Annotated in this window: 26 protein-coding genes and 1 pseudogene; 13 read left to right on the forward strand and 14 right to left on the reverse strand. The window is 62.7% G+C overall.

Annotation, left to right across the window (positions count from 1 at the left end):
• The first annotated feature begins 676 nt into the window (after positions 1 to 676).
• The 9 genes from LPA36_RS26390 to LPA36_RS26430 all read left to right on the forward strand — a co-directional run bounded on the left by LPA36_RS26390 (position 677) and on the right by LPA36_RS26430 (position 8,411).
• Positions 677 to 1,423: an SDR family NAD(P)-dependent oxidoreductase gene (locus tag LPA36_RS26390; RefSeq protein WP_228883219.1), complete on the forward strand. Its 747-nt coding sequence runs from the start codon at positions 677 to 679 to the stop codon at positions 1,421 to 1,423.
• Positions 1,424 to 1,501: 78 nt separating this feature from the next.
• Positions 1,502 to 2,629, forward strand: a complete 1,128-nt coding sequence (locus tag LPA36_RS26395) for an alkene reductase (RefSeq protein WP_228883221.1) — start codon at positions 1,502 to 1,504, stop codon at positions 2,627 to 2,629.
• Positions 2,630 to 2,828: 199 nt separating this feature from the next.
• Positions 2,829 to 3,578, forward strand: a complete 750-nt coding sequence (locus LPA36_RS26400) for an SDR family NAD(P)-dependent oxidoreductase (protein WP_228883223.1) — start codon at positions 2,829 to 2,831, stop codon at positions 3,576 to 3,578.
• A gap of 88 nt (positions 3,579 to 3,666) precedes the next feature.
• Complete coding sequence (locus LPA36_RS26405; protein WP_228883224.1) at positions 3,667 to 4,773, forward strand: alkene reductase; 1,107 nt, start codon at positions 3,667 to 3,669, stop codon at positions 4,771 to 4,773.
• Between the two features lie 77 nt (positions 4,774 to 4,850).
• Positions 4,851 to 5,171: an NIPSNAP family protein gene (locus LPA36_RS26410; RefSeq protein ID WP_228883227.1), complete on the forward strand. Its 321-nt coding sequence runs from the start codon at positions 4,851 to 4,853 to the stop codon at positions 5,169 to 5,171.
• A 62-nt stretch (positions 5,172 to 5,233) separates the two neighbouring features.
• Positions 5,234 to 5,728: a DUF3237 domain-containing protein gene (locus LPA36_RS26415; RefSeq protein WP_228883235.1), complete on the forward strand. Its 495-nt coding sequence runs from the start codon at positions 5,234 to 5,236 to the stop codon at positions 5,726 to 5,728.
• A 52-nt stretch (positions 5,729 to 5,780) separates the two neighbouring features.
• Positions 5,781 to 7,007 (forward strand): MFS transporter, encoded by a 1,227-nt coding sequence (locus tag LPA36_RS26420; RefSeq protein WP_228883237.1) that lies wholly within the window; start codon positions 5,781 to 5,783, stop codon positions 7,005 to 7,007.
• Positions 7,008 to 7,417: 410 nt separating this feature from the next.
• The gene (locus tag LPA36_RS26425) at positions 7,418 to 7,663 is read left to right on the forward strand and encodes a hypothetical protein (RefSeq protein WP_228883239.1); all 246 of its coding nucleotides are present in this window, start codon (positions 7,418 to 7,420) and stop codon (positions 7,661 to 7,663) included.
• 214 nt (positions 7,664 to 7,877) lie between these two features.
• Positions 7,878 to 8,411, forward strand: coding sequence for a hypothetical protein (locus LPA36_RS26430; RefSeq protein ID WP_228883241.1), 534 nt, complete (start codon positions 7,878 to 7,880; stop codon positions 8,409 to 8,411).
• Positions 8,412 to 8,569: 158 nt separating this feature from the next.
• Here LPA36_RS26430 and LPA36_RS26435 read toward each other — a convergent pair whose 3' ends face one another.
• The 6 genes from LPA36_RS26435 to LPA36_RS26460 form a co-directional block, all read right to left on the reverse strand.
• A complete protein-coding gene (locus LPA36_RS26435) occupies positions 8,570 to 9,187 on the reverse strand; it encodes an NADPH-dependent F420 reductase (RefSeq protein WP_228883243.1) in 618 nt (205 codons plus the stop codon).
• A gap of 94 nt (positions 9,188 to 9,281) precedes the next feature.
• Entirely contained in the window at positions 9,282 to 10,037 is a 756-nt protein-coding gene (locus LPA36_RS26440) for an SDR family oxidoreductase (protein ID WP_228883245.1), read from the reverse strand.
• Positions 10,038 to 10,095: 58 nt separating this feature from the next.
• Positions 10,096 to 10,497 (reverse strand): nuclear transport factor 2 family protein, encoded by a 402-nt coding sequence (locus LPA36_RS26445; RefSeq protein WP_228883247.1) that lies wholly within the window; start codon positions 10,495 to 10,497, stop codon positions 10,096 to 10,098.
• 48 nt (positions 10,498 to 10,545) lie between these two features.
• Positions 10,546 to 11,655: an alkene reductase gene (locus tag LPA36_RS26450; RefSeq protein WP_228883249.1), complete on the reverse strand. Its 1,110-nt coding sequence runs from the start codon at positions 11,653 to 11,655 to the stop codon at positions 10,546 to 10,548.
• 35 nt (positions 11,656 to 11,690) lie between these two features.
• Complete coding sequence (locus LPA36_RS26455; protein WP_228883251.1) at positions 11,691 to 12,680, reverse strand: zinc-dependent alcohol dehydrogenase family protein; 990 nt, start codon at positions 12,678 to 12,680, stop codon at positions 11,691 to 11,693.
• Between the two features lie 87 nt (positions 12,681 to 12,767).
• Entirely contained in the window at positions 12,768 to 13,697 is a 930-nt protein-coding gene (locus tag LPA36_RS26460) for a LysR family transcriptional regulator (RefSeq protein ID WP_228883252.1), read from the reverse strand.
• A 304-nt stretch (positions 13,698 to 14,001) separates the two neighbouring features.
• Here LPA36_RS26460 and LPA36_RS26465 point away from each other — a divergent pair, with 304 nt between their 5' ends.
• Entirely contained in the window at positions 14,002 to 14,313 is a 312-nt protein-coding gene (locus LPA36_RS26465) for a hypothetical protein (protein ID WP_407674337.1), read from the forward strand.
• A 62-nt stretch (positions 14,314 to 14,375) separates the two neighbouring features.
• On the opposite strand, the gene LPA36_RS26470 is transcribed toward LPA36_RS26465, so the two are convergent.
• On the reverse strand, positions 14,376 to 15,689 hold the full coding sequence (locus tag LPA36_RS26470) for an MFS transporter (protein ID WP_228883254.1): 1,314 nt from the start codon (positions 15,687 to 15,689) through the stop codon (positions 14,376 to 14,378).
• A 148-nt stretch (positions 15,690 to 15,837) separates the two neighbouring features.
• Between LPA36_RS26470 and LPA36_RS26475 the strand changes: the two genes are divergently transcribed.
• Positions 15,838 to 16,746, forward strand: a complete 909-nt coding sequence (locus LPA36_RS26475; RefSeq protein ID WP_228883255.1) for a LysR family transcriptional regulator — start codon at positions 15,838 to 15,840, stop codon at positions 16,744 to 16,746.
• Here LPA36_RS26475 and LPA36_RS26480 read toward each other — a convergent pair.
• From LPA36_RS26480 to LPA36_RS26510, 7 genes are all read right to left on the reverse strand, one after another.
• Entirely contained in the window at positions 16,743 to 18,494 is a 1,752-nt protein-coding gene (locus LPA36_RS26480) for an IlvD/Edd family dehydratase (protein WP_228883257.1), read from the reverse strand. The two genes, LPA36_RS26475 and LPA36_RS26480, sit on opposite strands and share 4 nt — an antisense overlap.
• Before the next feature lie 430 nt (positions 18,495 to 18,924).
• Complete coding sequence (locus LPA36_RS26485) at positions 18,925 to 19,425, reverse strand: OmpA family protein (protein ID WP_228883259.1); 501 nt, start codon at positions 19,423 to 19,425, stop codon at positions 18,925 to 18,927.
• An 89-nt stretch (positions 19,426 to 19,514) separates the two neighbouring features.
• Positions 19,515 to 20,150 carry a type VI secretion system lipoprotein TssJ gene (tssJ, locus tag LPA36_RS26490; protein ID WP_228883260.1) on the reverse strand — a complete coding sequence of 212 codons (636 nt, stop codon included), beginning with the start codon at positions 20,148 to 20,150 and terminating at the stop codon, positions 19,515 to 19,517.
• Positions 20,151 to 20,181: 31 nt separating this feature from the next.
• A complete protein-coding gene (tssG, locus tag LPA36_RS26495) occupies positions 20,182 to 21,273 on the reverse strand; it encodes a type VI secretion system baseplate subunit TssG (protein ID WP_228883418.1) in 1,092 nt (363 codons plus the stop codon).
• Between the two features lie 11 nt (positions 21,274 to 21,284).
• The gene (gene tssF / locus LPA36_RS26500; RefSeq protein WP_228883262.1) at positions 21,285 to 23,096 is read right to left on the reverse strand and encodes a type VI secretion system baseplate subunit TssF; all 1,812 of its coding nucleotides are present in this window, start codon (positions 23,094 to 23,096) and stop codon (positions 21,285 to 21,287) included.
• Positions 23,074 to 23,841 carry a transposase gene (locus tag LPA36_RS26505; RefSeq protein WP_228883264.1) on the reverse strand — a complete coding sequence of 256 codons (768 nt, stop codon included), beginning with the start codon at positions 23,839 to 23,841 and terminating at the stop codon, positions 23,074 to 23,076. The genes tssF and LPA36_RS26505 overlap by 23 nt, the downstream gene beginning before the upstream one ends.
• Positions 23,842 to 23,884: 43 nt before the next feature.
• Positions 23,885 to 24,451, reverse strand: a complete 567-nt coding sequence (locus LPA36_RS26510) for a type VI secretion IcmF C-terminal domain-containing protein (RefSeq protein WP_324250986.1) — start codon at positions 24,449 to 24,451, stop codon at positions 23,885 to 23,887.
• Between the two features lie 3 nt (positions 24,452 to 24,454).
• Between LPA36_RS26510 and LPA36_RS26515 the strand changes: the two are divergent.
• A pseudogene (locus tag LPA36_RS26515) lies at positions 24,455 to 24,643 on the forward strand (OmpA/MotB family protein); the annotation flags it as partial.
• Positions 24,644 to 24,728: 85 nt separating this feature from the next.
• The gene (locus tag LPA36_RS26520) at positions 24,729 to 25,214 is read left to right on the forward strand and encodes an Hcp family type VI secretion system effector (RefSeq protein WP_228883266.1); all 486 of its coding nucleotides are present in this window, start codon (positions 24,729 to 24,731) and stop codon (positions 25,212 to 25,214) included.
• The last annotated feature ends 130 nt before the right edge of the window (positions 25,215 to 25,344 follow it).

Below are 25,344 nucleotides of genomic sequence, written 5' to 3' on the forward strand. Positions count from 1 at the left end.
GACGAATCAGGGCGAAGCGCCGCGACCGAAGGAGCGCAAGGTGGGCACCCGCAAGCAGCGGGAACTGACGCGTGAAGAGCTGAATGAGGCGATCCTGAGAACTGCCGGAACGCGGGTTGGCTCGGTGCTTTAAAGCCCTTAAAAGTAGAGATTTCTGAACCCTGAAACCGGACATTTCTAAAAAGCCCAAACCCGGACATCTGAAACCAGCCTCGACATTGGTTGTAGAGGCTAAGCAGTAATGTCCGCTTTTAGCCAAGTTCAAATGTCCGCTTTTTCGCAGCGTAAGCTGACCGGCCGCCGGCGATCCGGCGCGGGAGGCATGAATGGCTGCGACCGAACGGATAACGATGACAGCCGTGCCGGATCGCCGGCGGCCAAGGGACAAACCCATACACGCTTCCACATGTCCTCATTCCCGGGAATCGCCAGCTTGCGCGGTGGATTGGGGCGGGCGGCACGAACGGTGGACCGAATTTCAGCCAAGGCATGCCTGCGAGGCATGGCCACCCACTCACAAAGTCTTTTCCCTTTGCCTTGGGGACCACTAGATTAGCTCCCATGGCAGCAACGCAAACATGCAGACGCAAGCGCCGCAGCCTCGATTCACAGGGTTTTGGGCGGATATCGGCGCTCAGCATGCACAGCAGGCTTCCAACCTCACTGGAGATTGATCATGACTAATTTGAAAGGTAAAACCGCCCTCGTCACCGGCGCCTCCCGCGGCATTGGCCGTGCCAGCGCCCTCACCCTCGCGAAAGACGGCGCCCAGGTGCTCATTCACTACAGCAGTGGCGAGAAGGAAGCGGATGCGGTGGTCGCGGAAATCCGTGCGGCGGGCGGCAAGGCCACGAAGGTCGGCGGCGATCTGCGTCAGGCGGACGGGCCGCATGCACTCGCCCGGCAAGTGCGCGAAATCGTCGGCGAGCGTCTGGATATCCTGGTGGCGAACGCAGGCATCTCGAAGGCGGCGAGCATTGAAGACACCACCGTTGAAGACTTCGACAACCTGTTCGCGGTGAATGTGCGAGCGCCCTACTTCCTCGTGCAGCAGTTGCTGCCGGTACTCGGCAAAGGCAGCAGCGTCGTGCTGCTGTCTTCGCTCGCCGCGCATTCCGCCGTGGGCGCACTGCCGGCCTACGCGGCCACCAAAGGCGCCGTCGATACGCTGGTCAAGCATTTTGCCGCTGCGCTTGGCGAACGCGGCATCCGCGTGAATGCGGTCGCGCCCGGCGTGGTCGCCACCGACATGTCGAACTTCACCAAGACCGATGCCGGCCGCGAGGCGACGCTCGGCATGCAGGCACTCAAGCGCATCGCGCAACCCGACGACATTGCCGGAGCGGTGGCCTTCCTCGCCTCCGACAACGCACGTTGGGTGACGGGCGACACGCTGCACGTCGACGGCGGCTCGAAACTCTAAGCGCCTGGCATAGCAACACAGACCCGAGAAAACCTGATTATCGACACCCTGACAATGTCCATCGATAAGGAAAACGAAATGAACTCTAACAATCTCAAACTGCTTTCACCGGTCAAGGTCGGCCCGCTCGAACTCTCGCATCGTGTCGTGCTCGCGCCGATGACGCGCCTGCGGGCCGATCCGGACGACAGTCCGAGCGCGATGATGGTCGAGTACTACCGGCAGCGTTCCTCGGACGGCGGCTTGCTGATCACCGAAAGCGCCCACCCGTCGTACGACAGCCGCGGTTATACCGGCGCACCGGGCATCTATACCGACGAGCACGTCGCCGCCTGGAAAAAAGTGACTGACGCGGTTCACGCCAATGGCGGACGCATTTTTATGCAGATTGCCCACGACGGCCGCCAGTCTCATGTCGATCTGAGCTGGGGCAATGCGCCGGTCGCGCCTTCGGTGGTGCCCTACGAGACCACCGTGTTCACGAAGAACGGCTGGGTGCCGAACTCGCCGCACCGCGCGCTGGAACTCGAGGAAATCCCGGCCATTGTCGAATCGTTCCGCCGCGCCGCCGAGCGCGCCAAAGAGGCCGGCTTCGACGGCGTCGAGCTGCACAACGCCAACGGGTATCTGGCGGACACGTTCCTGCAGGACGGCACCAACAAACGCACCGATGCCTACGGCGGCACGATCGAGAAGCGCGCCCGCTTTTCGCTTGAAGTAGTCGATGCGTTCGCGTCGATCTGGGGCGCGGACCGGGTCGGCGTGCGCGTCTCCCCGAGCGGCCGCTGGGGTGCGATCGCCGATAGCGACCCGGAAGCCACATTCGGCTATTTCGCCGAGCGCCTCAACACATATGGCCTGGCCTATCTGCACGTGATCGAACCGCGGGTGATGGGCACCGAAACGCTGGTTGAAGGTCAGGCACCGGTCGCGTCATCGTTTCTGCGTAAGGTTTTCAAAGGTCCCATCATCGCAGCAGGCGGTTTCGACCGCGAAGGCGCGGAAGACATCCTGCAGCGCGGCGATGCCGACCTTGTGGCATTCGGGCGCTGGTTTTCGTCGAATCCGGATCTGCCCGAGCGTCTCCGTCACGGCCACCCGCTCACGCTCTATGTGCGCGATGCGTTCTGGGGTGGAGACGAACGCGCGTATATCGACTTCAGGCCGTTTGCCGCACAAACCATCGAAGCGGTACAAACTGCCTGAGCCGCGGCGGCCCGCAACAGCGGGCTCGTCCGGCGAAAGCCCGTATGCAGCAGTCGTGCCGATCAAGGATCACCTCGCCTTCTACCCCGACCGGGTCGACGCCGTCGACGTGCAAGCCTGAGCGCCGCGAACCCGTGAATTGCAGCGCGAGCCGCCACTGTTATCCGGGCGGCTCGCACAAACCGATCAAGGAATACCCATGACTACGCAACCTGTTGTACTCGTTACCGGTGCACTGACCGGCATCGGCCGCGCCACTGCCTTTGCTTTTGCGCGCGAGAAAGCCAGCGTCGTCGTATCGGGCCGCCGCGTCGAAGAAGGCCAGCAGCTCGCACAAGAACTGCGCGAGACCGGCGTGCAAGCCGAGTTCGTGCAATCGGACGTGCGCTTCGAAGACGACCTGCGCAAGCTGGTGGATACCGTCGTCGCACGCTTTGGACGGCTGGATGTGGCCGTCAACGCGGCCGGCACCGAGGGCGAATCGGGCCCGGTGGTGGAGCAGACACCCGAACGCTACACGGCCGTATTCGACACCAACGTACTCGGCACGCTGCTCGCCATGAAGCACGAACTGCGCGTCATGACGGCGCAAGGCAGCGGCAGCATCGTCAATATCTCCTCGACCATGGGCTTGCGCGGCGCGCCCAACGCCTCGCTGTATGTTGCCAGCAAGCACGCGGTGGAAGGGCTGACCAGGTCGGCGGCGCTCGAAGCCGCGGCATTCGGCGTGCGCGTCAATGCCGTCGCACCGGGCCCGGTCGAAACGGCCATGCTGAACCGCCTCACCGTGAATGCGGACCGTAAGGCCGGCATGCTGGCGACTGTTCCGCTCAAGCGCGCCGGCACCCCGGAAGAAATCGCCGAGGCGATCGTGTTCGTTGCTTCAGACAAGGCGAGCTTCATGACCGGCGAGGTACTCAGGGTCAACGGCGGCAGAACCGCCTCGTAACGCTCACCTCTGGTTGCCGGACGCCACTCGTTCAGCCCAGAGAGATCTTTAATTACTTAGGTATCCGTCATATTTTTAGGGGATTCGCATGTCTACGCTGTTTTCCCGGGCGCAAATCGGCCCTTATACGCTGTCGCACCGCCTGGTGCTGGCCCCCCTCACCCGCATGCGTTCCGGTCAGAACGACATCCCTAACGACCTGATGGTCGAGTACTACTCGCAACGCGCGAGCGACGGCGGCCTGCTGATCGCCGAAGCGACACCGGTATCGATTCGCGGCAACGGCTATCAAGGCGCCCCCGGCATCTACGCCGACGAGCAGATTGCCGGCTGGAAGAAGGTCGTCGATGCGGTTCATGCGAAGGATGCCCGGATTTTCCTGCAACTGTTCCATGCTGGCCGTCAGTCGCACCGCGACCTGCAGCCCGGCGGCGATGCTCCGCTCGCACCGTCGGCCGTGCCGTTCGAAGGCATGGCGCATACGAGGAATGGCTGGCAGCCCGCTTCGGCGCCGCGCGAGATGGGCCTCGAGGAAATCAGGGTTGCCATCGACGAATTCCGCCAGGGCGCGCAGCGTGCGCTCGCCGCCGGCTTTGACGGCGTAGAGATCCACGGCGCGAACGGCTATCTGGTCGACCAGTTCATTCAGGACGGTTCCAACCATCGCACCGACGCCTATGGCGGTTCGGTCGCTAACCGCGTGCGCTTCCTGCTCGAAGTGACCCAGGCCGCTGCTGGGGTGTTCGGCGCGAATCGCGTCGGCGTACGCCTGTCGCCAGGCGGCTCGTTCGGCGGCATGTCCGACAGCAACCCGGGCGCTACCTTCAGCTATGCCGCGCAACAGCTGAACGCACTCGGCCTTGCCTACCTGCACATCATCGAACCGCGGGTCGCAGGCAGCCAGGTGGTTGAGGAAGGCGCCGCACCGGTGGCATCCCGTGCGCTGCGCAAGGTCTTCAGCGGTCCGATCATCGCCGCCGGCGGATTCAGCGCCGCATCGGCTACGGCGGCCGTTCAGGATGGCGACGCCGACCTCGTCGCCTTCGGACGCGACTTTATCGCCAACCCCGATTTGCCGTATCGCGTGCGTCATAACCTGCCGCTCACCCCCTACAACCGCGAAACGTTCTACGGCGGCGATCACCGCGGCTACACGGACTATCCGTTTGCGGAAAGCGCCGTCACCGCAGCGTGATAGCACCCCCGTAGCCAACCTGTCCATGCGCACCGGCAGCGCCGTTTTGCGGCCTGCCGGGCGCCCAGGAGAGAAGCATGCTTTACGAAATCCGCACTTATACGTTCAAGCCGCTGCGCGGCGCCGACTGGCTCGCGCTGTACAGGAGCGAGGGCTTGCCCTTGCAGAAGGAATTTCTCGGCGAGCTGACTGGCTTCTTTACGACCGAGATCGGCGAGATCAGCCAGATCGTGCATATCTGGGCCTATGAGAGCCTCGACGACCGGATCGAACGCCGCGACCGCATGGCGGCCGACAGCCGCTGGCAAGAATTCGGCCGCAAGGTGAAGGCGCTCGACATCCTCGTCAGCATGGAGTCGAGAATCATGCGCCCAACGGAATTTTCGCCGCTGCAATAGCAGCGTTGAAGTCCTCACACCAGGCGCATGGCGTGCCATGCACAACCATAAAGGTGAATACGATGTCCACTCCCGCTTTCGATGAGCTTCCTGCAGCGCTTCAGAGTGTGCAAACGCACCCGTTGTTCGTGATGCGTCTCGATGTCAAACCCATTGTGATCGTCGGCGCGACGCCGGGCCCGTTCCGCCGCGTCGGCATCGTGCCGTCCGGCACCTTTGCGGGCGAACGCCTGTCCGGCAAGGTGCTGGACGGCGGCAGCGACTGGCAGACCGGGCGCAGCGACGGCAGCACCCAGCTCGACGTGCGTCTGATCCTGCAAACCGATGACGGCACGAACATCACGATGGCCTACCGCGGCATCCGCCATGGCGCGGTCGATGTGATCCAGCGGCTGGAAAAAGGCGAAGAAGTCGACCCGGCCAGTTACTACTTCCGCATCAATCCGATTTTCGAAGCCCCCGCCGGCAAGTACGAATGGCTGAACCGGGTCATCGCCGTCGGTACGGGCCACCGGTTTGCGTACGGCCCGGTCTACAGCGTGTTCGAGGTCAAGTAGGCAGAGCAACGGAAGCGTCGTCTCTACCTGAAATGGAATCCAGGAGTTAGTCATGCAAGCGCGTAACCACGACGGTCATGTCCGATCGCTGACAGTCATCCAGGCGATGCTCGCCATCGCCTGCGGCATGATCATCGCAAATGTGTATTACGCACAGCCGCTCACCGGGCTGATCAGTGCCACCTTGGGCCTGCCCCATACGAGCACCGGCCTGCTCGTCACCTTGCCGCTGGCCGGTTACGGCATCGGTCTGCTGACGATCGTGCCGCTTGGCGATCTGTTCGAAAACCGTCGGCTCGCGCTGACGCTGATCTGCATGGAGATGCTGTTCACGCTGGCGCTGAGCCTGACGTCATGGGTGACGGCTTATCTGTTCATCGCCTTCCTGATCGGGCTGGTGGCGTCAGCGGTGCAATTGCTGGTTCCGTACATTACCTATCTGGTCGACGAAGAAGCCCGTGGCCGCGCGGTGGGCCGGGTCGTCAGCGGCGTGATGCTCGGCATCATGCTGGCTCGCCCCTTGTCGAGCCTGATTGCGAACGTCTGGTCGTGGCGTGAGGTGTTCAGGATGTCAGCGGTCCTGATGGCTTTCGTCATCATCGGACTTCGCTTCGTGCTGCCGCCGCGTCGGCCGATGCAGCCGCCTGCTTACGGCAGCCTGCTGAGCTCGCTTGCGAAGATCTTTCTGAGCACCGAAGTGCTGCGGCGGCGTGGCATTTACCAGGGCGCCTTGTTCGGCGCATTCAGCGTGTTCTGGACTGCTGTGCCGCTGTGGCTTAGCGGGCCCAGGTTTGGGCTGACCCAGCAAGGCATCGCGTGGGTCGCGCTTGCCGGGATTGCTGGCGCGATCGCCCCGCCGTTCGCTGGCCGCATCGCCGACAGGGGGCTGACCCAGGCTGGTACCGCAGGTGCCATGTTGCTGGCCTCGGGGTCGTTCATATTCTCCGATCTCGCACGGGGGCATTCGGAGCTCTCGCTCGCGCTGGTGATCGCGACGGCGATTCTGCTGGACTTTGCGGTATCCGCGAATCTCGTGCTTAGCCAGCGTGTTATCTATTCGCTGGGCGCGGAGCAGCGCAGCCGTCTTAATGGTCTTTTCATGGCGACGTTCTTTGCGGGCGGGGCCATCAGTTCGGCGGCAAGCGGCTGGGCATTCGCTCACTTCGGCTGGGCCGGCGTGACCGTACTCGGTATGGTGCTGCCGCTTGCCGCGCTTTTGTACTTTGCAACCGAGCGCCGCAAACCCGTAGTCGAATGTGTTTCGGCGAGTCTTCCGTGATAGAACGGCCACGGGAAGCCCAGCGAGCGCGCTGACGCCATACGCGCAGCGCGACGCGCTCGGGCTGCGACATTACCCTGGAAGATATCCGCCTGAAGGAAATCAAGCGATTATGGATGTAGTTCGACCGTGATGCGCCGGCTTGGCGCGCTGGAACAACTCTATTGGTTCTACGACAGGGCGACGCCGTTTCATTTCGTCATGGCTGCCGAAGTTGAAGGCCAAACGCAAGCCGACGCCTGGCGTAATGCACTCGACCGGCTCCAGCAGCGCCACCCGCTGTTTAGGGCCTCGATTCGGCAGGGGCCAGAAAGGACCTATACTTCGTCTCTGATGACGCAGCACGGATTCCGCTCAGAGTCGTCGCAGATGAGGACGTTTTGAGCTGGGAACGGGAAGCTGCGGTCGAAATGTCCACGCGCTTTCAACCCGGCGACGCCCCGTCGCTTCGCGCGACCGTGGTATTGCGGCCAGAGAGCGCCGTACTCATGCTTGCCGTGCATCACACGATTGCTGACGGCGTGTCGATCGCTCACGCGCTGACGGATCTGCTGCGTCTGATGGCAGATGAACCGCTCGATGCGGCTACGCTTTCACCGTCCCTCGAAGACCTCATCAGCGGCGCTCCCGTTGACGTGGCAGGCAATGAGATGTGACGTTGCAAGGGCTCACGCTACCAGATTCACCTACGACAGAGGGAGACGATCGGCCGGTGCCGTCGGTGTGCAGTCTGCGCCTGTCATCCGGGCACACGGCTCAGCTGTTGGCCGCTGCACGCGAGAACGGCACGACCCTCCACGCCACGCCACGCTGTATGCCGCGCTTGTCTTCGCCGGGCGGCGGCGTGCATCCGCATGGCAGGAAACAGTCGTGCGCATCCTGTCACCGATCAATCTGCGCGGACGCGTCGGACTGGATCATCGTCCAGTCCTCGCGATCGGCGTGGGCGTGCGGCATGCGGCATGCGGCATTGACGGTCCGCAGGATTTCTGGCAAGTCGCGCGTGCGCTCAAGTCGGAACTGAACGACTGCCAATCGGGCGAGAATCTGCAAAAGGTGGGCGCTGCGACCGGTCAACTGGTCGCTCATGGCCTGGATGCATCAGAGGCCGCACAGTTCATGGTTGGTCATTTCACCTCCGAAGCGACGGTGACCAACCTGGGTGTGCTTCCTTTTGCAAACCGGTATGGGCATCTCGGTCTCAAGGCTGTGTGGGGACCGTCTGTCCTAACCAACCCGCCTGGCGAACAGGTAGTCGGCGCAAGCACATTCGACGGCTGCCTGCAGTTATTGCATACGAGCCTCGACCCTCATCCGTCGCTTCTGCAGGAGATTCAGGCCGTTTTGCAGCATGCGGCCGGCATCGTCACGAAGCATGAGGCACGAGCACGAATGGCGCATTGAGTCGTGCTGAAATCCACCATGAGAAAGAGCGCGACCCGCGCGCATCGTTTACTTTGTCGATCCGGCAGGTGGCGCGGGTGAGAACCACCGTTCATGAAGAGGACCGAGCTGCTGCGGGCCCTCTTCATGCTCCCTCCGGGCGGTACAGCACTCGCTTCTCACCCGGCGTTGAACGCGTGAAAGCTGATCGTACGGCCGTAGCCCGAGTCCGTCGCAAGACGCACGGCGAACATGCCCATCACCTCCGCGTAAAGGGCCGTTGAGAGCGGGCCGCCATTGACAGGCTCGAATCCCAGTTCCGTTGCAAGACGCGACACGACCTCTTTCGCCTTATCGTCGTCCGAGCTGACAAATACGCTGGTCTTGCCAGACTTTCCCGGTTCGCGGATGACGTTAGACCAGATCGAGGTGAATGCGCTCACCACGCTTGCCTCCGGTAATGCCGTTGCGATGCGCTCCGCCGAACTGGGCAGGCCGTCTCGCCCAACGCTGTCCGACACCGACACCGCCACCACGATGCCCTGATAACCGCTCAAGGTGGGCGCCGCCCGCTCGATCGCAGCAGCCGGCACGACGACGAATACGATGTCGCTGGCGAGAAAGTCCTGCTTCGACGCTTCCATGACACCGAGTTCGTCCATTAACTTGAGCGCCGACGCACTGCCAGGCTGGGCGCCGCGCACTTTCAGGGCGTGACGCGTCCTGCGGCCGATCGCAGTGGCAATGGCGCCGCCCATGTCGCCGGTTCCAAGTATCGAGATCTTTAGTTCATCCATTGTATTTCTCCAGTAGCCCATCGTGGCTTCGTTCCATAAACCAGGCGTTACCTGGCTCAATGATTCAACATAGTCATTTAAGGAAGCCGCCGGCTCAGCCCGACAAAACTTCCAGCATCTGCGCGTTAAACCCGTTTACAAGATCGTGCTCACCTGGTCCGGGATTGCCACGGAACAGCTTGGCGCCTTCGACCAGCACCTCATTCGAGTCAGTGCCGAGGATGGCAATCGTTTCGTCGATAAACGCGTCCAGCGGCATGGCCTGTTCGGCTTCGCGGCTGTTCATCAGGTCCGTGCGCACCCACGGTGGCGCGATTTCGAGTACACGCACGCCGGTATCGCGCAGCATGAAGCGTTGCGACAGGATGTAAGAATGCAACGCCGCCTTGGTCGACGAATACACTGCCGTCACGGCAAGTGGCACGAAGGCCAGCACTGAACTGGTATAGGCGACCACGGCATCGTTCTTCGTCTTGAGATGGTCGATCAGCGCGGAGGTCATACGGATCGGGCCCACCAGGTTGGTCGTGATGGTGGAGACCATCAGCGCATCGTCGATCTGGCCGGCGGCGGTATCCGGCTGCATGACCCCCGCGTTGTTAACCAGTACGTTGAGATCGGGATAGTCCTTGATCAGTTGTGCCGCTACCCGCTCGATGCTTGCAGCATCGGTAATATCCAGCTCGATTGCCGCCATGCCGGGGTTCGCCGCCACCACCTCGTCGAGATGGCTGCGCCGGCGTCCAGCGATGATCACCTTGTTGCCACGCTGATGCAGCGCTTCGGCCAGACCGCGGCCGATTCCCGAACCGCCGCCTGTAATAAAGATAGTGTTTCCGCTGAGTTTCATGTTGGAGTCCTTAGTGATATTTAGAAGATCAGAATTACGAGATCGAATGCCTTAGTGCTCAAGCTGGGAAGCGATCGCCGAACATCGGCAGGCCGCTTACGGATTGCGCCTCAGTCGCTTCGTCTTGCAGCACGTCCCAGTGTTCGGCCAGCTTGCCGTCTTCAAAGCGGACGACGTCGGCTGCAATCCACGCGGCCGGTCTGCCGTTGCCCGAGAAGCGGCCGTGTGCGATGACATAGTCGCCCTCTGCCACGACGAGCTGGTTCTCGTAGCGCAACGTGTCGGGCAGCGTGCGGATCAGGGCAAACAGACCCTCGCGTCCCGGCGCGATATGCGCGCTATGCTGAATGTAACGGTCCGACCAGAAGCGTTCGGCTGCCGCGTAGTCGCGCTTGTTGAACAGCGTATCGAATGCCTCGAGGACGAGGGCCTTGTTCTGCTCAGGTGTCGTTTTGCTCATGTCAGTCTCGATGAAAGTAAGTGAATCACAATCGCAGCTCGATGTGAGTCAGGCATTGGCGAGGCGCGTAGCGGGATAGTCGGAATAGCCTTGCGGACCCGAACCGTAGACCGTGGACCAGTCCACCTCGGCCAGCGGCGCACCCGCGGCGAGCCGTTCGACCAGATCGGGGTTGGCAATGTAGGGACGCCCAAATGCCACCATGTCGGCGAGCCCTGCCTCGATCAGGCGGTTGCCACGTTCGGCGTCCATTTTGACGTTGGCGATCAACGTACCGTGGAAAATCGGCCGGAAATGGTGGAACATGCCATCCCCCATCAAGGGTTCGAGCGGCGTGCCGGTGAAATCGGTTGTGTTGCCCATCAACAGCAGATGCGACAAGCCGTAGCCATTGAGTTCGCGGATCGCGTATTCCGCCACGGGCAGCGTCTCGTCGTTCGCAGCGAATGGGCCACCCTCGTGCATCGGGCTGATCTTCACGCCCACCCTGGCAGGTTCGACTTCATCGAGCACGGCCTCGACGACCTCGAACAGGATTCGCGTGCGGTTTTCGATGCTGCCGCCGTAGCGATCCGTACGGCGATTGGTGGTGGTGTTAAGGAACTGTGCGAGCAGGTAAAGATAGTTCGCGAGAATCTGCACGCCGTCGAAACCCGCATCCATCGCGTTGCGGGCGGCGCGCGCAAAATCCGCCACGGTCTGGCGAATTTCGTCCTGGGTCATGGCTCGCGGGATAACGGTTGGTTTGCGGCCGGTGGGCGTCACCGACTCATGCTGCACATTGACGTTCGAAGCCGACAACGGCGGCGCGCCGTCGCGCAGGTCCGGATGCGAGATTGCACCGGTGTGCCAGAGTTGCGCGACGATACGCCCACCCGCGGCATGCACCGCATCCGTGACGCGTCGCCATCCGCGTACCTGCTGGGGGCTCCAGAGCCCGGGCGTATCGGCCCAGCCAAAGCCCGCGGGACTGATTGCCGTGGCTTCCGCGACGATCAGCCCGGCGGAAGCGCGTTGCGCGTAGTACCCGGCCTGGAGATCGGTGGGCACTTGATCGGCCGGGTTTGCGCGCATGCGGGTCAGCGGTGCCATCACAATGCGGTTGGGCAAATCGAGATCGCCCAGGCGGACAGGTGTGAAAAGAGCTTGAGAGGACATGTGTTTTAGGCCCTGGAAACAGGATTGGAAAGGGTTCAAACCGTGACGACGATCTTGCCGACCTGCTCGCCCGCTTCGATAAAGCGGTGCGCGGCGGCGATCTCGTCGAAGGGAAAGGTCCGATCAATCGCTGGACACAGCGTGCCGTCGGCAAGCCCGTCGCTGACGAAGCGCTTGAGCGCCGCCAGTTGGGCGTCGTCGCGGGTACGGGCTGTCAACGCGAGACCACGAACCGTCAGATCGCGGGCAAGGATGTCGAAAGGCGGTATCACGGTGAGGTCGGTGGCGAGCGCACCGTAGAGCACCAGCGTGCCGCCATTTGCGGTGGCCCGCGCGAGATCGGCGAAACCGGGGCCGCCCACGGGATCGAACACAAGTTCCGCACCTTTGCCGTCGGTCAGGCGCTTGACCTGCGCGACCACATCCTGCTCGCCGGTCGCGACCACAGCCGCGGCACCGTGGCGCAACAGTGCGTCAGCCTTGGCGCGAGAGCGCGTCAAGGCCAGCGGACGCGCACCCACGCGGTTGGCGATCTGGATGGCGGCAAGACCGACGCTGCTCGATGCGGCAGAGATCAATAGCGTCTGGCCGGCCGCGAGGCGACCGACGGCGACCAGTCCGGCCCACGCGGTCCCGTATGCGGCCCAGGTTGCGGCGGCTTCGACAAAGCTGACGTGTTCGGGAATCGCGACCAGCGAACGTGCCGGCGCCAGCGATACTTCGCCGTAGAGCGAATACTGCGCGGCACCATACGCGGGCACCAGCGCAACCCGGTCGCCTACCGCAAACCCGGTGACCTCGGGGCCGAGCGCCTCGATAACACCTGCGGCTTCGAAACCGATACCGCTCGGCAGCGCCGGTTTGACCGGCGCACGGCCGGAGCGCAGCGTCAGCTCCGTGCGGTTCAGGCCGATCGCATGAATGCGCAAGCGCACTTCCCCTGCGCGCGGTTCGCCCACCGCGACGTCTTCAATCTGCAGCACATCGGGATTGCCAAACTCGTGGATGCGTATGGAGCGTGTCATCGTCGTTTCCCTTCACTTTGGTTGCGTGGTGAAGGGAAAGATAATGGCGCGCCGCGCGCGGCGGTAGCCGTCCGTTTCTGCTATCTCTTATGTACGAGGTGCATAGATGGCGAGCTCGCGCCTGAAGTCGGCGGTGAGGTGCTCGACGACTGCGCGTCCCGCGGCGCGGGTTGCCCGGCCCATCGGAAAGTACGCGTGCACCGGAATGTCGGCGGTCTTCCAGTCGACCAGCAGCCTGACCAGCGAGCCGTCAGCGAGCTCGCGGCGGCAGGCCCATTCGCTGGTCGAAGTAATGCCAATGCCCGCTGCCGCCGCAGCCACGGCGCCCTCGTTCTCGTTGGTCGAGAAATGCGCATTGAGATCGACCACCGCCTCCTCGCCTGCACGCACAAACTTCCACGCCGTCGGGACCACCGACGCCGGTCCGCCAACGATGCGGTGCCGTGTCAGCTCCTCTGGCGTTACCGGTTCGCCGTGGCGCTCGATGTAGTCCGGCGACGCAACGATCACACGCGAAATCTGCGTAATCAGCGTGGCCGTTGCACTCGAGTCCACCAGACGCCCGAGCCGGATGGCGACGTCCACAGCGTCCTTGACGAGATCCTGCGGCCGGTCGCCCAGCAACACTTGCAGCCGTAGTTCTGGATGACGTTGGAGAAAAGGCGCGAGCCGCGGGATGACCTCGCGGATCGCCACACTGCCCGGCATGCTCATACGCAACATACCGCGCAGTTCGCTGCCTTCGCGCACGCTCTGCCCAGCGTCCTCGAGCGCCATGAGGATGGGGTCCAGACGGGACAGGAACTCGGCGCCCGCGTCCGTCAGCACGACCGCCCGCGTCGTACGCGTAAGCAGGCGCGCGCCCAGATCGCTTTCCAGTTCGGCGATGATGCGCGATACCTGCGATTGCGACAGCCCGAACTCGCGCGCGGCGGCCGAGAAACTGCCGAGCCGCGCGACACGGGTGTAGAGCTTGAGGGCGAGGATGTCCTTCACGGTGCCGAGGGTTTGAGTCAAGGTGAGCGAACCCGGGTAAGGCTATACGATTGATGCGCGATGCGCAAATATGCGTACCACCACGCTGCGCCCCTTTTCTCAGTCGTGGCCGTCCTTGACGCGACCCACAGGCATTAGAAGTCGTGGTGGAGGCCGAGCGCAAAATCACTGATCGATCGCAGACGTAACCCATGCGGTTATAGCGAGGAATGTCCATCGTTGACCTGATAGAAGCCGGTATCGGGCGCGTCATCGTTGACGAACGTCAGCGACGGACAGGTAGCGCAGGCCTTACGACAGGCTCTCCGAGATTGATCAGGGCGCCGTGGTTGATCACAAGCGGCTGGGTCATGTGCTGCAGGTCGCGCAGTTGATTCAGGCCGATCGCGATAACCGCCGCACGTCAGGCTCGCGATCACGAACCAATCAGGGGCAGGCGCCGAGACTGAAGGGACGCAGGATCGGCACAAAGAAGCAGCGCGAGATTACCGTTGAGGATCTGAACACCGCGATTGGCAAAACCGCGGCCAGCCTCCAGGACCCTGCACTCAAAACTCGTCAAAGAGATAACACAAGCACAAACCGCGACACTTCTACTTTGCTGCCACTGCGACACTTCAGAATGGCCTCGACCTGATGTGTAGCGGCTATATTCCAATGTCGCGTTACTGGTCCCGGAATCAATGCTCTGGGCAGGCGTCAATGGTTCACCACTCGCGCCGGAATGAAGGCCCAGATCAGAAAGGCGGACAGGGTCAGCGAACCGGCAACCAGGTACAGGCCAGACGACAGTGTGCCGGTCTGGCCTTTGAGCCAGCCAATCACAGTCGGACTGACGAAACCCGCCAGATTCGCGGTCGAATTGATCAGCGCGATACCGGCGGCCGCGCCCGCCCCGCCGAGAAACGACGTAGGCAAAGCCCAAAACATAGGGAGCGCGCTGACAATGCCTACCGCGACCATCGTCAGACCCAGCATCGACAGCATCGCACTGCCGGCCGTATTCGCGCACAACACGAAGCCGCCGGCGGCGAACAGGCCTGGCACGATTACGTGCCAACGTCGTTCGCGCCGTTTGTCCGCGCTGCGTCCAATCAGCAGCATCGCAATCAGCGCAGCCGTATAGGGGATCGTCGTCATCAAACCGATCAGCGCCGGACTTTTGATGCCCGTACCCTTGATGATGGTCGGTTGCCAGAAGCTCAGCGCATACGAACCCATGATGATGCCGAACAGGATCAATGCGAGCAGCCAGACACGACCGGAGCCGAACACCTGGCTTACCGAACCATGCGTCCGGGTTTTGCTGTCTATGTCGAGGTCGAACTGAACCTGTGAACGCTCCTCAACGGTGAGCCATGTTGCGTGCGCCACTTTGTCGTCGAGGCGCCGGTAGACCATCACGCCAAGCAGAATGCCCGGCAACGCTTCGAGGATGAACAACCACTGCCAGCCCTGCATGCCGGCGAGGCCGGCCGTCGCTGTCATGATGTAGCCCGACAGCGGGCCTCCAATGATGCCGGACACGGGATTGCCGGCGGTCAGCAACGCCACCATCCGGCCGCGTCTGTGCGACGGAAACCAGTAGGTCAGATAGAGCAGCATGCCGGGATAGAAGCCGGCTTCCGCAATGCCGAGAAGAAACCGCACGATGTAGAAATGCAGCGGCGTACTGACCCAGGCCGTGCACATTGAAAGGACCGCCCAGGTGATCATGATCCGGGCAATCCAGCGCCTCGCGCCGAGCCTGTGCAGCAACAGGTTACTGGGCACTTCGAAGAAAAAATATCCAACAAAGAACATACCCGCGCCAAGACCATAAACCGCTTCGCTGAACTGTAGATCGTTCAGCATCTGCAGCCTGGCAAAGCCGACATTGACGCGGTCCAGGTAGGCCACCACGTAGCAGGCGAACAGCAACGGCAGGAAGCGCCAGGCGATGCGTCTGTAGACGGCGTCGGCGGACTCGACAATGCCGGTGCCGGCCGCAACGTTGTGGGGATGGGTATTCAAGGCGTGTCTCCGTTTTTTCAATCGCGATTGAAGCGGTATCGATGCTCGCAGTGTCACTTTTTAAGAGCACTGGAAAAAGCACCTTCCGGTGCGTTTAGACCAAAAAATATTTTTTGTTTGAGATATCTTCATCGGTTAAGCTGAAACGATGAATACCGAGTACCTGGAAAGCTTTGTGGCCGCCGTCGATTGCGGCTCCCTGGCCGAGGCGGCGCGCCGCCTCGACGTGACGGCGGCCACGCTTGCGGCCCGCGTGCATGCGCTGGAAGTGGACCTCGACATGCAGCTTCTCCAGCGTGCCGGCCGAGTGGTCAAGGCGACAGAAGCCGGCCTCAAGATTCTCGAGCCGGCGCGCGCACTGTTGCGCGATGAGCGCAACTTGCGTGTCATCGCGGGCGACGGCGCGCGAGTTGGCGAGTTGCGGCTTGGCGCCTTCGTTTCCGCCCTCACCAACGTCTTGCCACCGGTGCTCAAGAACCTCTATGCGCGCTACCCGGAGGTAGCCTTGTTCATCACCCCGGGCGCATCCATCGAACTATGTCGCAAGGTCGGCAGCGGCGAGCTCGACGCGGCCGTGGTGGTCGAGCCGCAGTTCGCCATTCGCAAAACCTGCGAATGGCGCCCCTTCCTGGAAGAACCGCTGGTCGTCGTGGCTCCCGCCTCAATGGCCGGTCGCGATGCGCACGAGGTGCTGCGCAACGAGCCGTTCATTCGCTACGAGCGCTCGGTGCTGGGCGGTCAGCTGGCTGATCGCTACCTGCGCGACCATCAGATCCATCCGCACCAGCGGCTTGAGATCGATGGCCTGCTCGCGATCGCCGCGCTGGTCGACCAGGGCATCGGCGTGTCGCTACTGCCGGACTGGGTGTCGCTCTGGTCGAGTGGCCTGTCGCTGGCGCGGCTGCCGTTGCCGGGCCCCGCGCCGGTACGACGCAGTGGCTTGATCTGGGCCAGCAACGGGCCGCACGCAGCCCTCGCCCGGGATTTTTTCCAGGAGGCTCTGGCTATTTTCGGCGCCGTCCAGGCCGTGCCGCGCGCGAAGGTACGAAGCCGCTAGTCCTTCGGCGTCGCGTCGTGAATCCTGGCGGCTCGAAGGAAATCGAAATCGACGCCCTTGTCGGCCTGCAGGACCGTGTCGAGGAACAGCTTGCGATACCCGCGTTCGGCTGTCGGCGTCTGTACGGGCGCAGCGGCTGCGCGGCGCGTCAGTTCGTCATCTGAGACAAGTAGCGTGATTTCGCGGGCAGTCACGCTGAGCCGGATGCGATCCCCGTTCTGAACATAGGCGAGCGGGCCACCGATGGCCGCCTCAGGCGTCACGTGCAACACGATGGTGCCGAAGGCGGTACCGCTCATGCGCCCGTCGGAAATGCGAACAATGTCCTTGACGCCGGCACGCGCCAGCTTTTTAGGAATCGGAATATAGCCGGCCTCGGGCATCCCAGGCGCACCTTTCGGACCGATGTTCTTCAGCACCAGAATGTCGTCGGCGGTGACGTCGAGGTCATCCGAGTCGATTCGCTCAGCCATGTCCTGACCGTTCTCGAACACCACAGCGCGTCCCTCGTGCTCCATAAGTCTGGCATCGGCGGCGGATTGCTTGATGATCGCGCCGCCAGGTGCGAGATTGCCCCGCAAGACGGCGATCCCGCCTTGCGGATAGATCGGGTCGGCGATTGAGCGCACTACGTCCTGTTCGAAGCCGGGACCCGCCAGGTCGATCTCCTCGCCCAAGGTGCGCCCGGTGACGGTCATCGCGTCGAGCTTGAGCAGCGGCTTGAGTTCGCGCAGCAACGTCGCCATGCCGCCGGCGTGGTGGAAGTCTTCCATGTAATGCTGGCCGGACGGTTTCAGGTCCAGCAACACGGGCGTTTCGCGACCCATGCGGTCCAGTGCCTTCAGATCGACATCCAGTCCCATGCGTCCCGCAATGGCGGTCAGGTGCACGATGGCGTTGGTCGAGCCGCCGATCGCAAGCAACACGCGGATCGCGTTTTCGAACGCATCAGCGGTCAGGATCTTGTCGATGGTCAGGCCGCTGCGTGCCATCCGCACTGCCTCGGCGCCAGTCTCCTCGGCAATACGGATACGATCGGCCGTCACGGCCGGCGGTGACGCGCCGCCAGGCACGGTCATCCCCAGGGCTTCGGCCACGCAAGCCATCGTGCTTGCGGTGCCCATGACCGAGCAGGTGCCGACGCTGGCTACCAGCTGGTTGTTCACGGCGGCGATCTCGGTACTGTCGATCTCGTCGGCGCGGAACTTGCCCCAATAGCGACGGCAATCGGTGCATGCGCCGACGCGCTCGCCGCGGTGCGAACCGGTCAGCATGGAGCCCGTGATCAACTGGATGGCCGGAATATTCGCCGATGCGGCGCCCATCAACTGTGCCGGCACGGTCTTGTCACAACCGCCGATCAGCACGACTGCATCCATCGGCTGGGCGCGGATCATCTCCTCGGTATCCATCGACATCAAATTGCGCAGGTACATGCTGGTCGGCTGCGAAAAACTCTCGTGGATGGAAATCGTCGGGAAATCCATCGGCAAGCCGCCGGCCAGCATCACACCGCGCTTGACCGCTTCGATCAATTGCGGCGCGTTGCCGTGACAAGGGTTGTAGGCGCTCCCGGTATTGGAGATGCCGATTACCGGTCGATCCAGCGCTTCGTCGGTGTAGCCCGCCCCCTTGATGAACGCTTTGCGCAAGAAAAGGGAGAAGCCGCTGTCACCATAGTTGGTGAGACCTTTACGGATTCCGGTGACCGGTGCGGCCGGCGACGCTTCTGGCTTGGTCTTGGACATGGAGCAACCCGACATGAGAATGAGAGAGAAAGAAGCGTCGCGTGGGCGCGAGGCGCTGCCGCGCACGTGCTTTGGGGACGCGGTTCACATTCATTATGGAAGACTCCGAACAACAAAAAAACCGGCTTTTGACATCTTCAGACAACAAAAAAATTTCCGTGTTGCCGGGTCACCGCAACGACTTGCAGAACTTGCTCGTCGCGCCGTCAGACCCTTACCCGTCATCCTGAAGGCCCAGATCAGAAAGACGGACAAGGTCAGCGAACCGGCAACCAGGTACAGGCCAGACGACAGTGTGCCGGTCTGGCCTTTGAGCCAGCCAATCACAGTCGGACTGACGAAACCCGCCAGATGGCGGTGTCCGACGCTAGCACGGCATTCGCACTAACTGCGGAAGCCCGGGATGCTCCCCTGCAGTTCGTGCATCCTCTCACTTGCCCATAATCCGGTCTTCCGACTCGCCAACAATCACGATCTCAGTGCGGCGGTTTTTGGCTTGCCCCTCAGGCGTGTCGTTACTCGCTACGGGACGGTCGTAAGCAAAGCCCCTTGTCCTGATGCGCGAGGGCGCAATGCCGCGTTCCTCGAGCGCGTGGGCAACGGTCATGGCGCGCGCTTGCGACAGCTGCATGTTGTATTCGTGCGTGCCGACGTTGTCCGTATGCCCTTCGACGATCACGGGTTTGTCACTGCGCTTGAGCAGCACAGCCGCGCGTGCCAGCGCAGGTGCTGCGTCCGCGCGCAGCGCCGACTGGTTGAAATCGAACAGCACCTTCTCGGGCAGGCGCATCTGCACGCCGTTTTCACCCTGCGTCACCTCAATGCCGGTGGCCTGGTTGAGCGCAATCTCGTGGCTGCGATCAAGGCCCGAACAGGCTGAAAGCAGCGCCACTGCGCCGATGCAGGTCCCCAGTGAAAGCAGTTTCTTCAAGTCATTCTCCTTCAGGAAATGGAGCCGCGCCGCATTGCACGAAGTGCAGCGCGGTCCGGTTGCAGAAAAGGCGTGTTCAGTGTGATCGCTCAGCCCTGCCTGAGGGCTCCCGACTGCAGGACCGGCGCCACCGCCGACGCTGGGCTTGCCGGTATGGCCTGCCTGGGCGCTTCGTGTTTGACTGGCTGTGAATCTGCACCTACCAGCACCAGCTCGTTGCCATTGACCTCAATTTTGACGGGGTCAGTTTTCTTCCACTGTTTCTTCTGGATGGCGAGCTTCCACGTCTTGTCCTGTACCGGCTCCCGAAAGAACGCAACCACACCCACGACCTGCGCATCCGGGTTCATCGGTTCGGCAAGACTCGCGCTGGCACCCGGGCGCAACACAACGTCCTTTGTGGCCAGCAGATCCACCTTGAGCAGGTTTAGATCATCAGACTGCAACTGCGCATAATTCAGTTGTGCGAAGGTCTTTGCATCCTTCAGCTGATAGAACCTTACCACCGCCGAGAGCGATTGGCCTGTGGCATCTGAGTTGATTGACGCGCGGCCTGTGAGGTCCACGTTCATCGTCTTGACCTGGGTTGTGAACGCCCATTTCGCCGCGCCCACGGCGCTGTCGCTAACCGCCTGTGCGGCACCGCATCCGGCCGTAGCCACAGCTGACAGTATTGCGATCGCCAGGCTTGCGCGGTATGCCGCGCTTCTCGTGTTTGCGTGCATTACGAAGATACTCCTGTTTTTTTGCTGTCTTTCACGCGTTTGCCTCCCCTGCTCCGTTCCAGCGGCCGAGCTGCACGCGCGTGATGCGCGTCGGCGCGCTGGCTACCAGTGCGGCCGGCGCTTCCAGTTGTGCCGTAAAACCCAGATTCGACTGACGCGGCTCCAGCGTGGGTTTTGGCATCAGGTCGGCCCTCACGTGCATTTCCAGATCCGCTTCGCTTTCGTAGCCCAGATAGAAGTGCAGCAGCGTCATGATCTCGCGGTGGGCGGCTTGCCCCGGCACGAGCGCCAGTACAGTCTCACGCGACGCGGGTGTGATGACGACCCGCACCGTATTTGCCCGATCGTAGAAGCCGCGGCCGAGCAGACACTGCTCACCGAGTGCGGCAGGCTCAGGGTCGTTCACTTCCCGCCACACGGGATGGAACTCCTCGACCTCAATCGAGGCGTCCGGAATGGCATGCCTCAGCACGCCGGCCAGCCCTTCCGCGGTGCGCGTTTTCTGCATGACCAGCCCGAGCATCGAAAGGAGCCGCCACTTGTCGGCTACCTCCGAGAGCTGCTGGCGCGCGGTAGATGACCCGTGCTTCCCTGCGGCTGCGGGCACCCCGTAAACGGACGTGGCGATGCGTGTGGACGTGCTGAATCCAAATCCGGCAAAGCTGAGCAGATAGCGAGACACCGGATCTGTGCCGTCGCGCCTGAAGCCGATCGGATACCGGTATTTGCGGGCGACGCGGTAGTACTGCGTGATGACGCGGTGATGGAACAGGTCGAGAAACGCCGACAGGCGCTCTGCCCCGTCACGGTTCTGCGCCACCTCATCGACGAAGTACGCGGGCATGCGCGCGTCGACGCCATAGAGTCCGAGAAACGTCGTCACCACCGCTACCGGCGCCGACGGGTTGTCGGCGTCGTAGCGGACCGTGTCGATCTCGCGCCCGGGAAAACCCAGTTGCGCGCGCGAGCGGAACCGGATGGGGTCGGCCGCCGGCGAATCCGTCGTGCCGATGGGCGGCGCATCGGGTGCGGCCAGCTCAAGCAGCTCGCAGAAACGGATGAAGTTCATCCGTGGCGCGTCGTCGAGGATGGCCGGCAGCAGTGGTGTTGCCGACGCTGGCATGGTGTGGGCGTTCAAAACGGTGCCCCTCCACCCTTGGTTTCGGGCCATTCGAAACGCTGCCCCGTGGGCTGGGCCACGATCACGAGCTTCGTGTAGAGGTTCAGTGTCGCGTAGAGGCCAAGAAACCGGTTAAGCATGCTGCCGAAGAGTTCGAGATCCCCGTTGCCTGCAAAGCGGCCGCTGTCGAGGGTCACGGTGATCTCCACGCCGCGCAGTAGCCCGCCCTTGACGAGCTTGCTGAGCGGCCTGTGCTGCACGTCGGTGATGGCGTTGATGCGCCGGCTGTTGAGTTCGCCGTCGGTCCAGTCGTAGAGCGCGAGCGAGCCGCGCAGGATCTCCGCATCAAGTAGCGACAGGTAGTTCGGGGCGAGGTGCGAGAGTACACGCCACTGGAACCGGTCACCCGTGGGCGGATAGACCGGCAGGGTCGGCGCCGTGAGGTTGCGCACCGCGCCGATGTTGGTGAAGCCGCCGCGCATGCGCGTGATGCCTGCTTCGCGCAGCGCCCTGCGGGGCAGCATTCCGTTGGTGCCCGTTACCGACAGCGACAGCGTTTCGGTGGGCAGCGTGTTCGCCTGATCCCAGGCGTGGCCGCCGAGCACGATCCAGGTGTCAAACCGGCCTGACGGACCGCGCCGCATCCGGGTGTGGTAATAGCGTTCGGGCATGTCGTGGCGCAGCATGCCGCCGCGATGGCGGAACGCCGCGAACGGCACATATTCGTAGCGCCGGCCACGCTCGAAGTAATCCACGGCATCGACCGAATAGATGTCGACCAGCGAGCCGTGTTCGGCACGCGCACGTACCCGGTACTCGGTTTCGTGCTGCGTGACCGTGACAGGATCGGCGCCCACCGGGAAAAGATTGATGACCGGCGTGCAGTTCAGGCGGACGTTGTCCGCAGTGAAACGCATGTCATCCGGATACGGGCGCTCGAGAACGACCTCGACATCGAGCGACATCGCCGACGCGGGAATCGCCTGAATGTCGAGCCCAAGCAGGTCGACGAACATGAACTTCTCGGGGAACGTAAAGTACTCGAGCAGCAGCTGGTATCCGCCGAATGCGTTGTCGGCCTTCGGCCAGAGCCGTTCTTCGGCCGCGAAGCCTGCGGGCGCGAGGCGCAGTCCCGGCATTGGCATCGGGGCACCGGGCCGGTCCTCGGGCCAGCCCGGCACACGGACCTGCATCGCAACCGGCTTTGCCGTGAGTGCGGCGTACAGGGCAAGCGCAACGGGCCGGTCTGCATTCAGGTACAGGCGCAGGCGTGGCACTTGCAGCCGCTCGCGTTCGGCCTGGGTCTGGATGGCCAGCCGCAGGCGGATCACGGAGCGTCCATCCTCGCGCGCGTAGACCCCCGCTTCACTCAGGGCGAGCGGATACAGGTCGACTTCCTGCGTCGTGCGATAGACGCACTCGATCGCGGTGTCGCCTGCATTGGACCCTGCTTCCACCCGGTCAGACGTGGCCTCAAGACCCGCTTCAAGCGTTTCGTGCTTCTGCAGCGCGCCCTTCTCCGGGATGAGCTCGAGAATGGCGAGCGACGGGATCATGCGCAGGTAATGCGGCCACAGCATGCTGACGAGGCCTTCGGTCAGCTCGGGCAACTCGTCGTCGAGCTTGTGACGCAGGCGCCCCATCAGGAAGGCGAAGCCTTCGAAGAGTCGTTCGACATGCGGATCGCGCTCGCCGACGCGGTCAAGATCCAGTTCACGCGCGCGATCGGGGAACGCCTGCGCGAATTCCTTGCCGGCTTCGCGCAGATAGCGCATTTCCGCCTCGTAGTAGCGCAGGATCTCGTTATCTCGGGTTGGCTCTGTCATGGTAGGGGTAATCCGTCTGGCAATGTGCGGGCTTGTCCTGCGGCTGCGCAGGCGCTTCTGGGGATTTACGCTGAGGGCCTCGGGGCAGGCGGCTAATCCGGCGATTGGCGCGGCCCGAGGCCCACGCCAGGTATGTGCCGCTGCCGAGCGCCCATCCCTTGAGCGTGGCGGCCATGAGGGTTGCGACCTCTCCTTCATCGAGCGGCTGGCCACACAGGTGCTTCCAGGCATGGTGGCGCTCGAAAGGCGTGCTGCCGAGCGCCTCGAAGAGAGCGTGCTCGCTCACAATCGGATCGGTGCAGAGGCCGGCATGGTGCCGGTAGCTGGACCAGCGGTAGTTCTCCGGAGCAGTCGCGAGGCCCGCACGCACCGGAGCACGCTCGACCAGCCGGCTCGCCATCAGAAGGTAGCGCTCGGGCTCGATCACGGTTGCCCGGTAACGTCCTGCCCAGAGCGGCCCGCTCCTGTCGTGGCGTGCGTTGTAGATGGCAACGTACCGTCGGCCAATCGCCTGCATGGTCAGCGATAGTGCGGTTTCATTGGCGGGCGTGGCAACCAGATGGACACCACCTGGCAGCAGCGCCCAGGCGTGAATTCCTGTTTCGTACCGACGCACAGCGTCCCGCAGGCAGTTGACGAAGATGTTGCAGTCCACTTCGTCAACAAATGCAGGACGGTCGTCGAGTCCCGGCAGGATCACATGCTGGGGTTGCCCAGGGATATAGAGGCGGGGAAGTTTTGCCATATATCGGACTACCGGGAAACCGTATTCAGGCGTGCGTGGATCTTCACTCCGGTACGCTCCCCTGCGGGATCGGCACGGCAGCATGCTTCGCGGCCTCCAGTGCGGCCTTGGGCAGCGGCGGCGGACCGGCGGCCACAGGCTGCTTCGCGACAGGCGCCGGGCGATCGATGAAGATACGCGAGGGCAGCGTAAAGCCCCTGAGTGCCAGCAGCTCGAGCGGACCCTTGCCGACATCCGTGCGGATCAGGTAGCTCAGCGGATGCGTCATGATCGAGGGCACAGGCGCAAGCGGCTCCTGTGTCGTGAGCGCCGCGGAGTCGGCGGTTGCGTCGACCTTTGTCATGACTTGCTTCGGATCGACGCCTTCGGGTTTCGCCTGCCACGTCAGCTGGTAGGTCGCACTGTCCACCGGTTCGACCTTTGCCCGCTCGAGCATGCGCACCAGCGCCCAGCGACCACTGAACTCGAAGCTCTTGTTCGTACCAGCCGTATCGGTCTGCCATTCGATCCGGGTGCCGGCGCTCTGCGGATTGTTCGACGGCCACGTCATCGTGTGCCAGGTCTGCACCTGGTTGTAGTAGTGCAGCGTCTGGGCGTCGAGCGTGAGCAACGTATTCCTGCCACCCAGTTCGCCATTCAGGGCTATGGCGATACGCGGCCCATCGCGAGTAACGACACCGAAGCAGGACGTGCAAAGAATCGCCGCGTGGAAATCACGCTGGTGCCCGACGCCGACAAGGGGGCTCCACAGTCAGGCCCGGCGCCGGCACGCACAAACGGGTCACTGGATAACGCGTTTTAAGGTACCCGAAGCCCCTGCTTTGGGATTGTGAAGCCCGGTGACTGACCCCGGGCGATTGTCGCTGTAAAACGAAGGGAGTTAAGAAATGGCAATTCCGTCATACATGTGGCTGAAGGACGATGGTGGTGCTGACATCAAGGGTTCGGTGACCGTCCAGGGTCGCGAGGGCAGCGTCGAAATCACGGCATTCAATCACAGCCTGCATATTCCGACCGACGGAAATACGGGCAAGCTGACTGGCACCCGCGTTCACTCGCCGATCACGCTCGTCAAGGAAACCGATGCGTCGACCCCGTACCTCTACAAGGCGGTCACCAGCGGCCAGACCCTGAAGTCCGCGGAGATCAAGTGGTACAAGATCGACGACGCGGGCAAGGAAAAGGAATACTTCAACACGAAACTCGAAAACGTGAAGATCGTCGCAGTGCGTCCGAAGATGCTGGACATCAAGGATCCGGATTACGAAAAACACAACCACCTCGAAGAGGTCGAGTTGCGCTACGAGACGGTCACCTGGTCGTACAAGGACGGCAACATCATTCACAAGGATACCTGGAACGAGCGTTCCTGATCCACCAGTGGTCTGGAGGCCGGTCCGCCATCCCCGGCGGTCCTCGGAATTACCGGCCTTCCGTTGCCAGTCCGCCCGCGCGGGCTGGCCTTTTTATTGCAAGGGGCGGCCGCTCCCAGCCGGGCCGCCC

The organism is Paraburkholderia saeva (genome assembly GCF_907164555.1).
GTDB lineage: Bacteria > Pseudomonadota > Gammaproteobacteria > Burkholderiales > Burkholderiaceae > Paraburkholderia > Paraburkholderia saeva.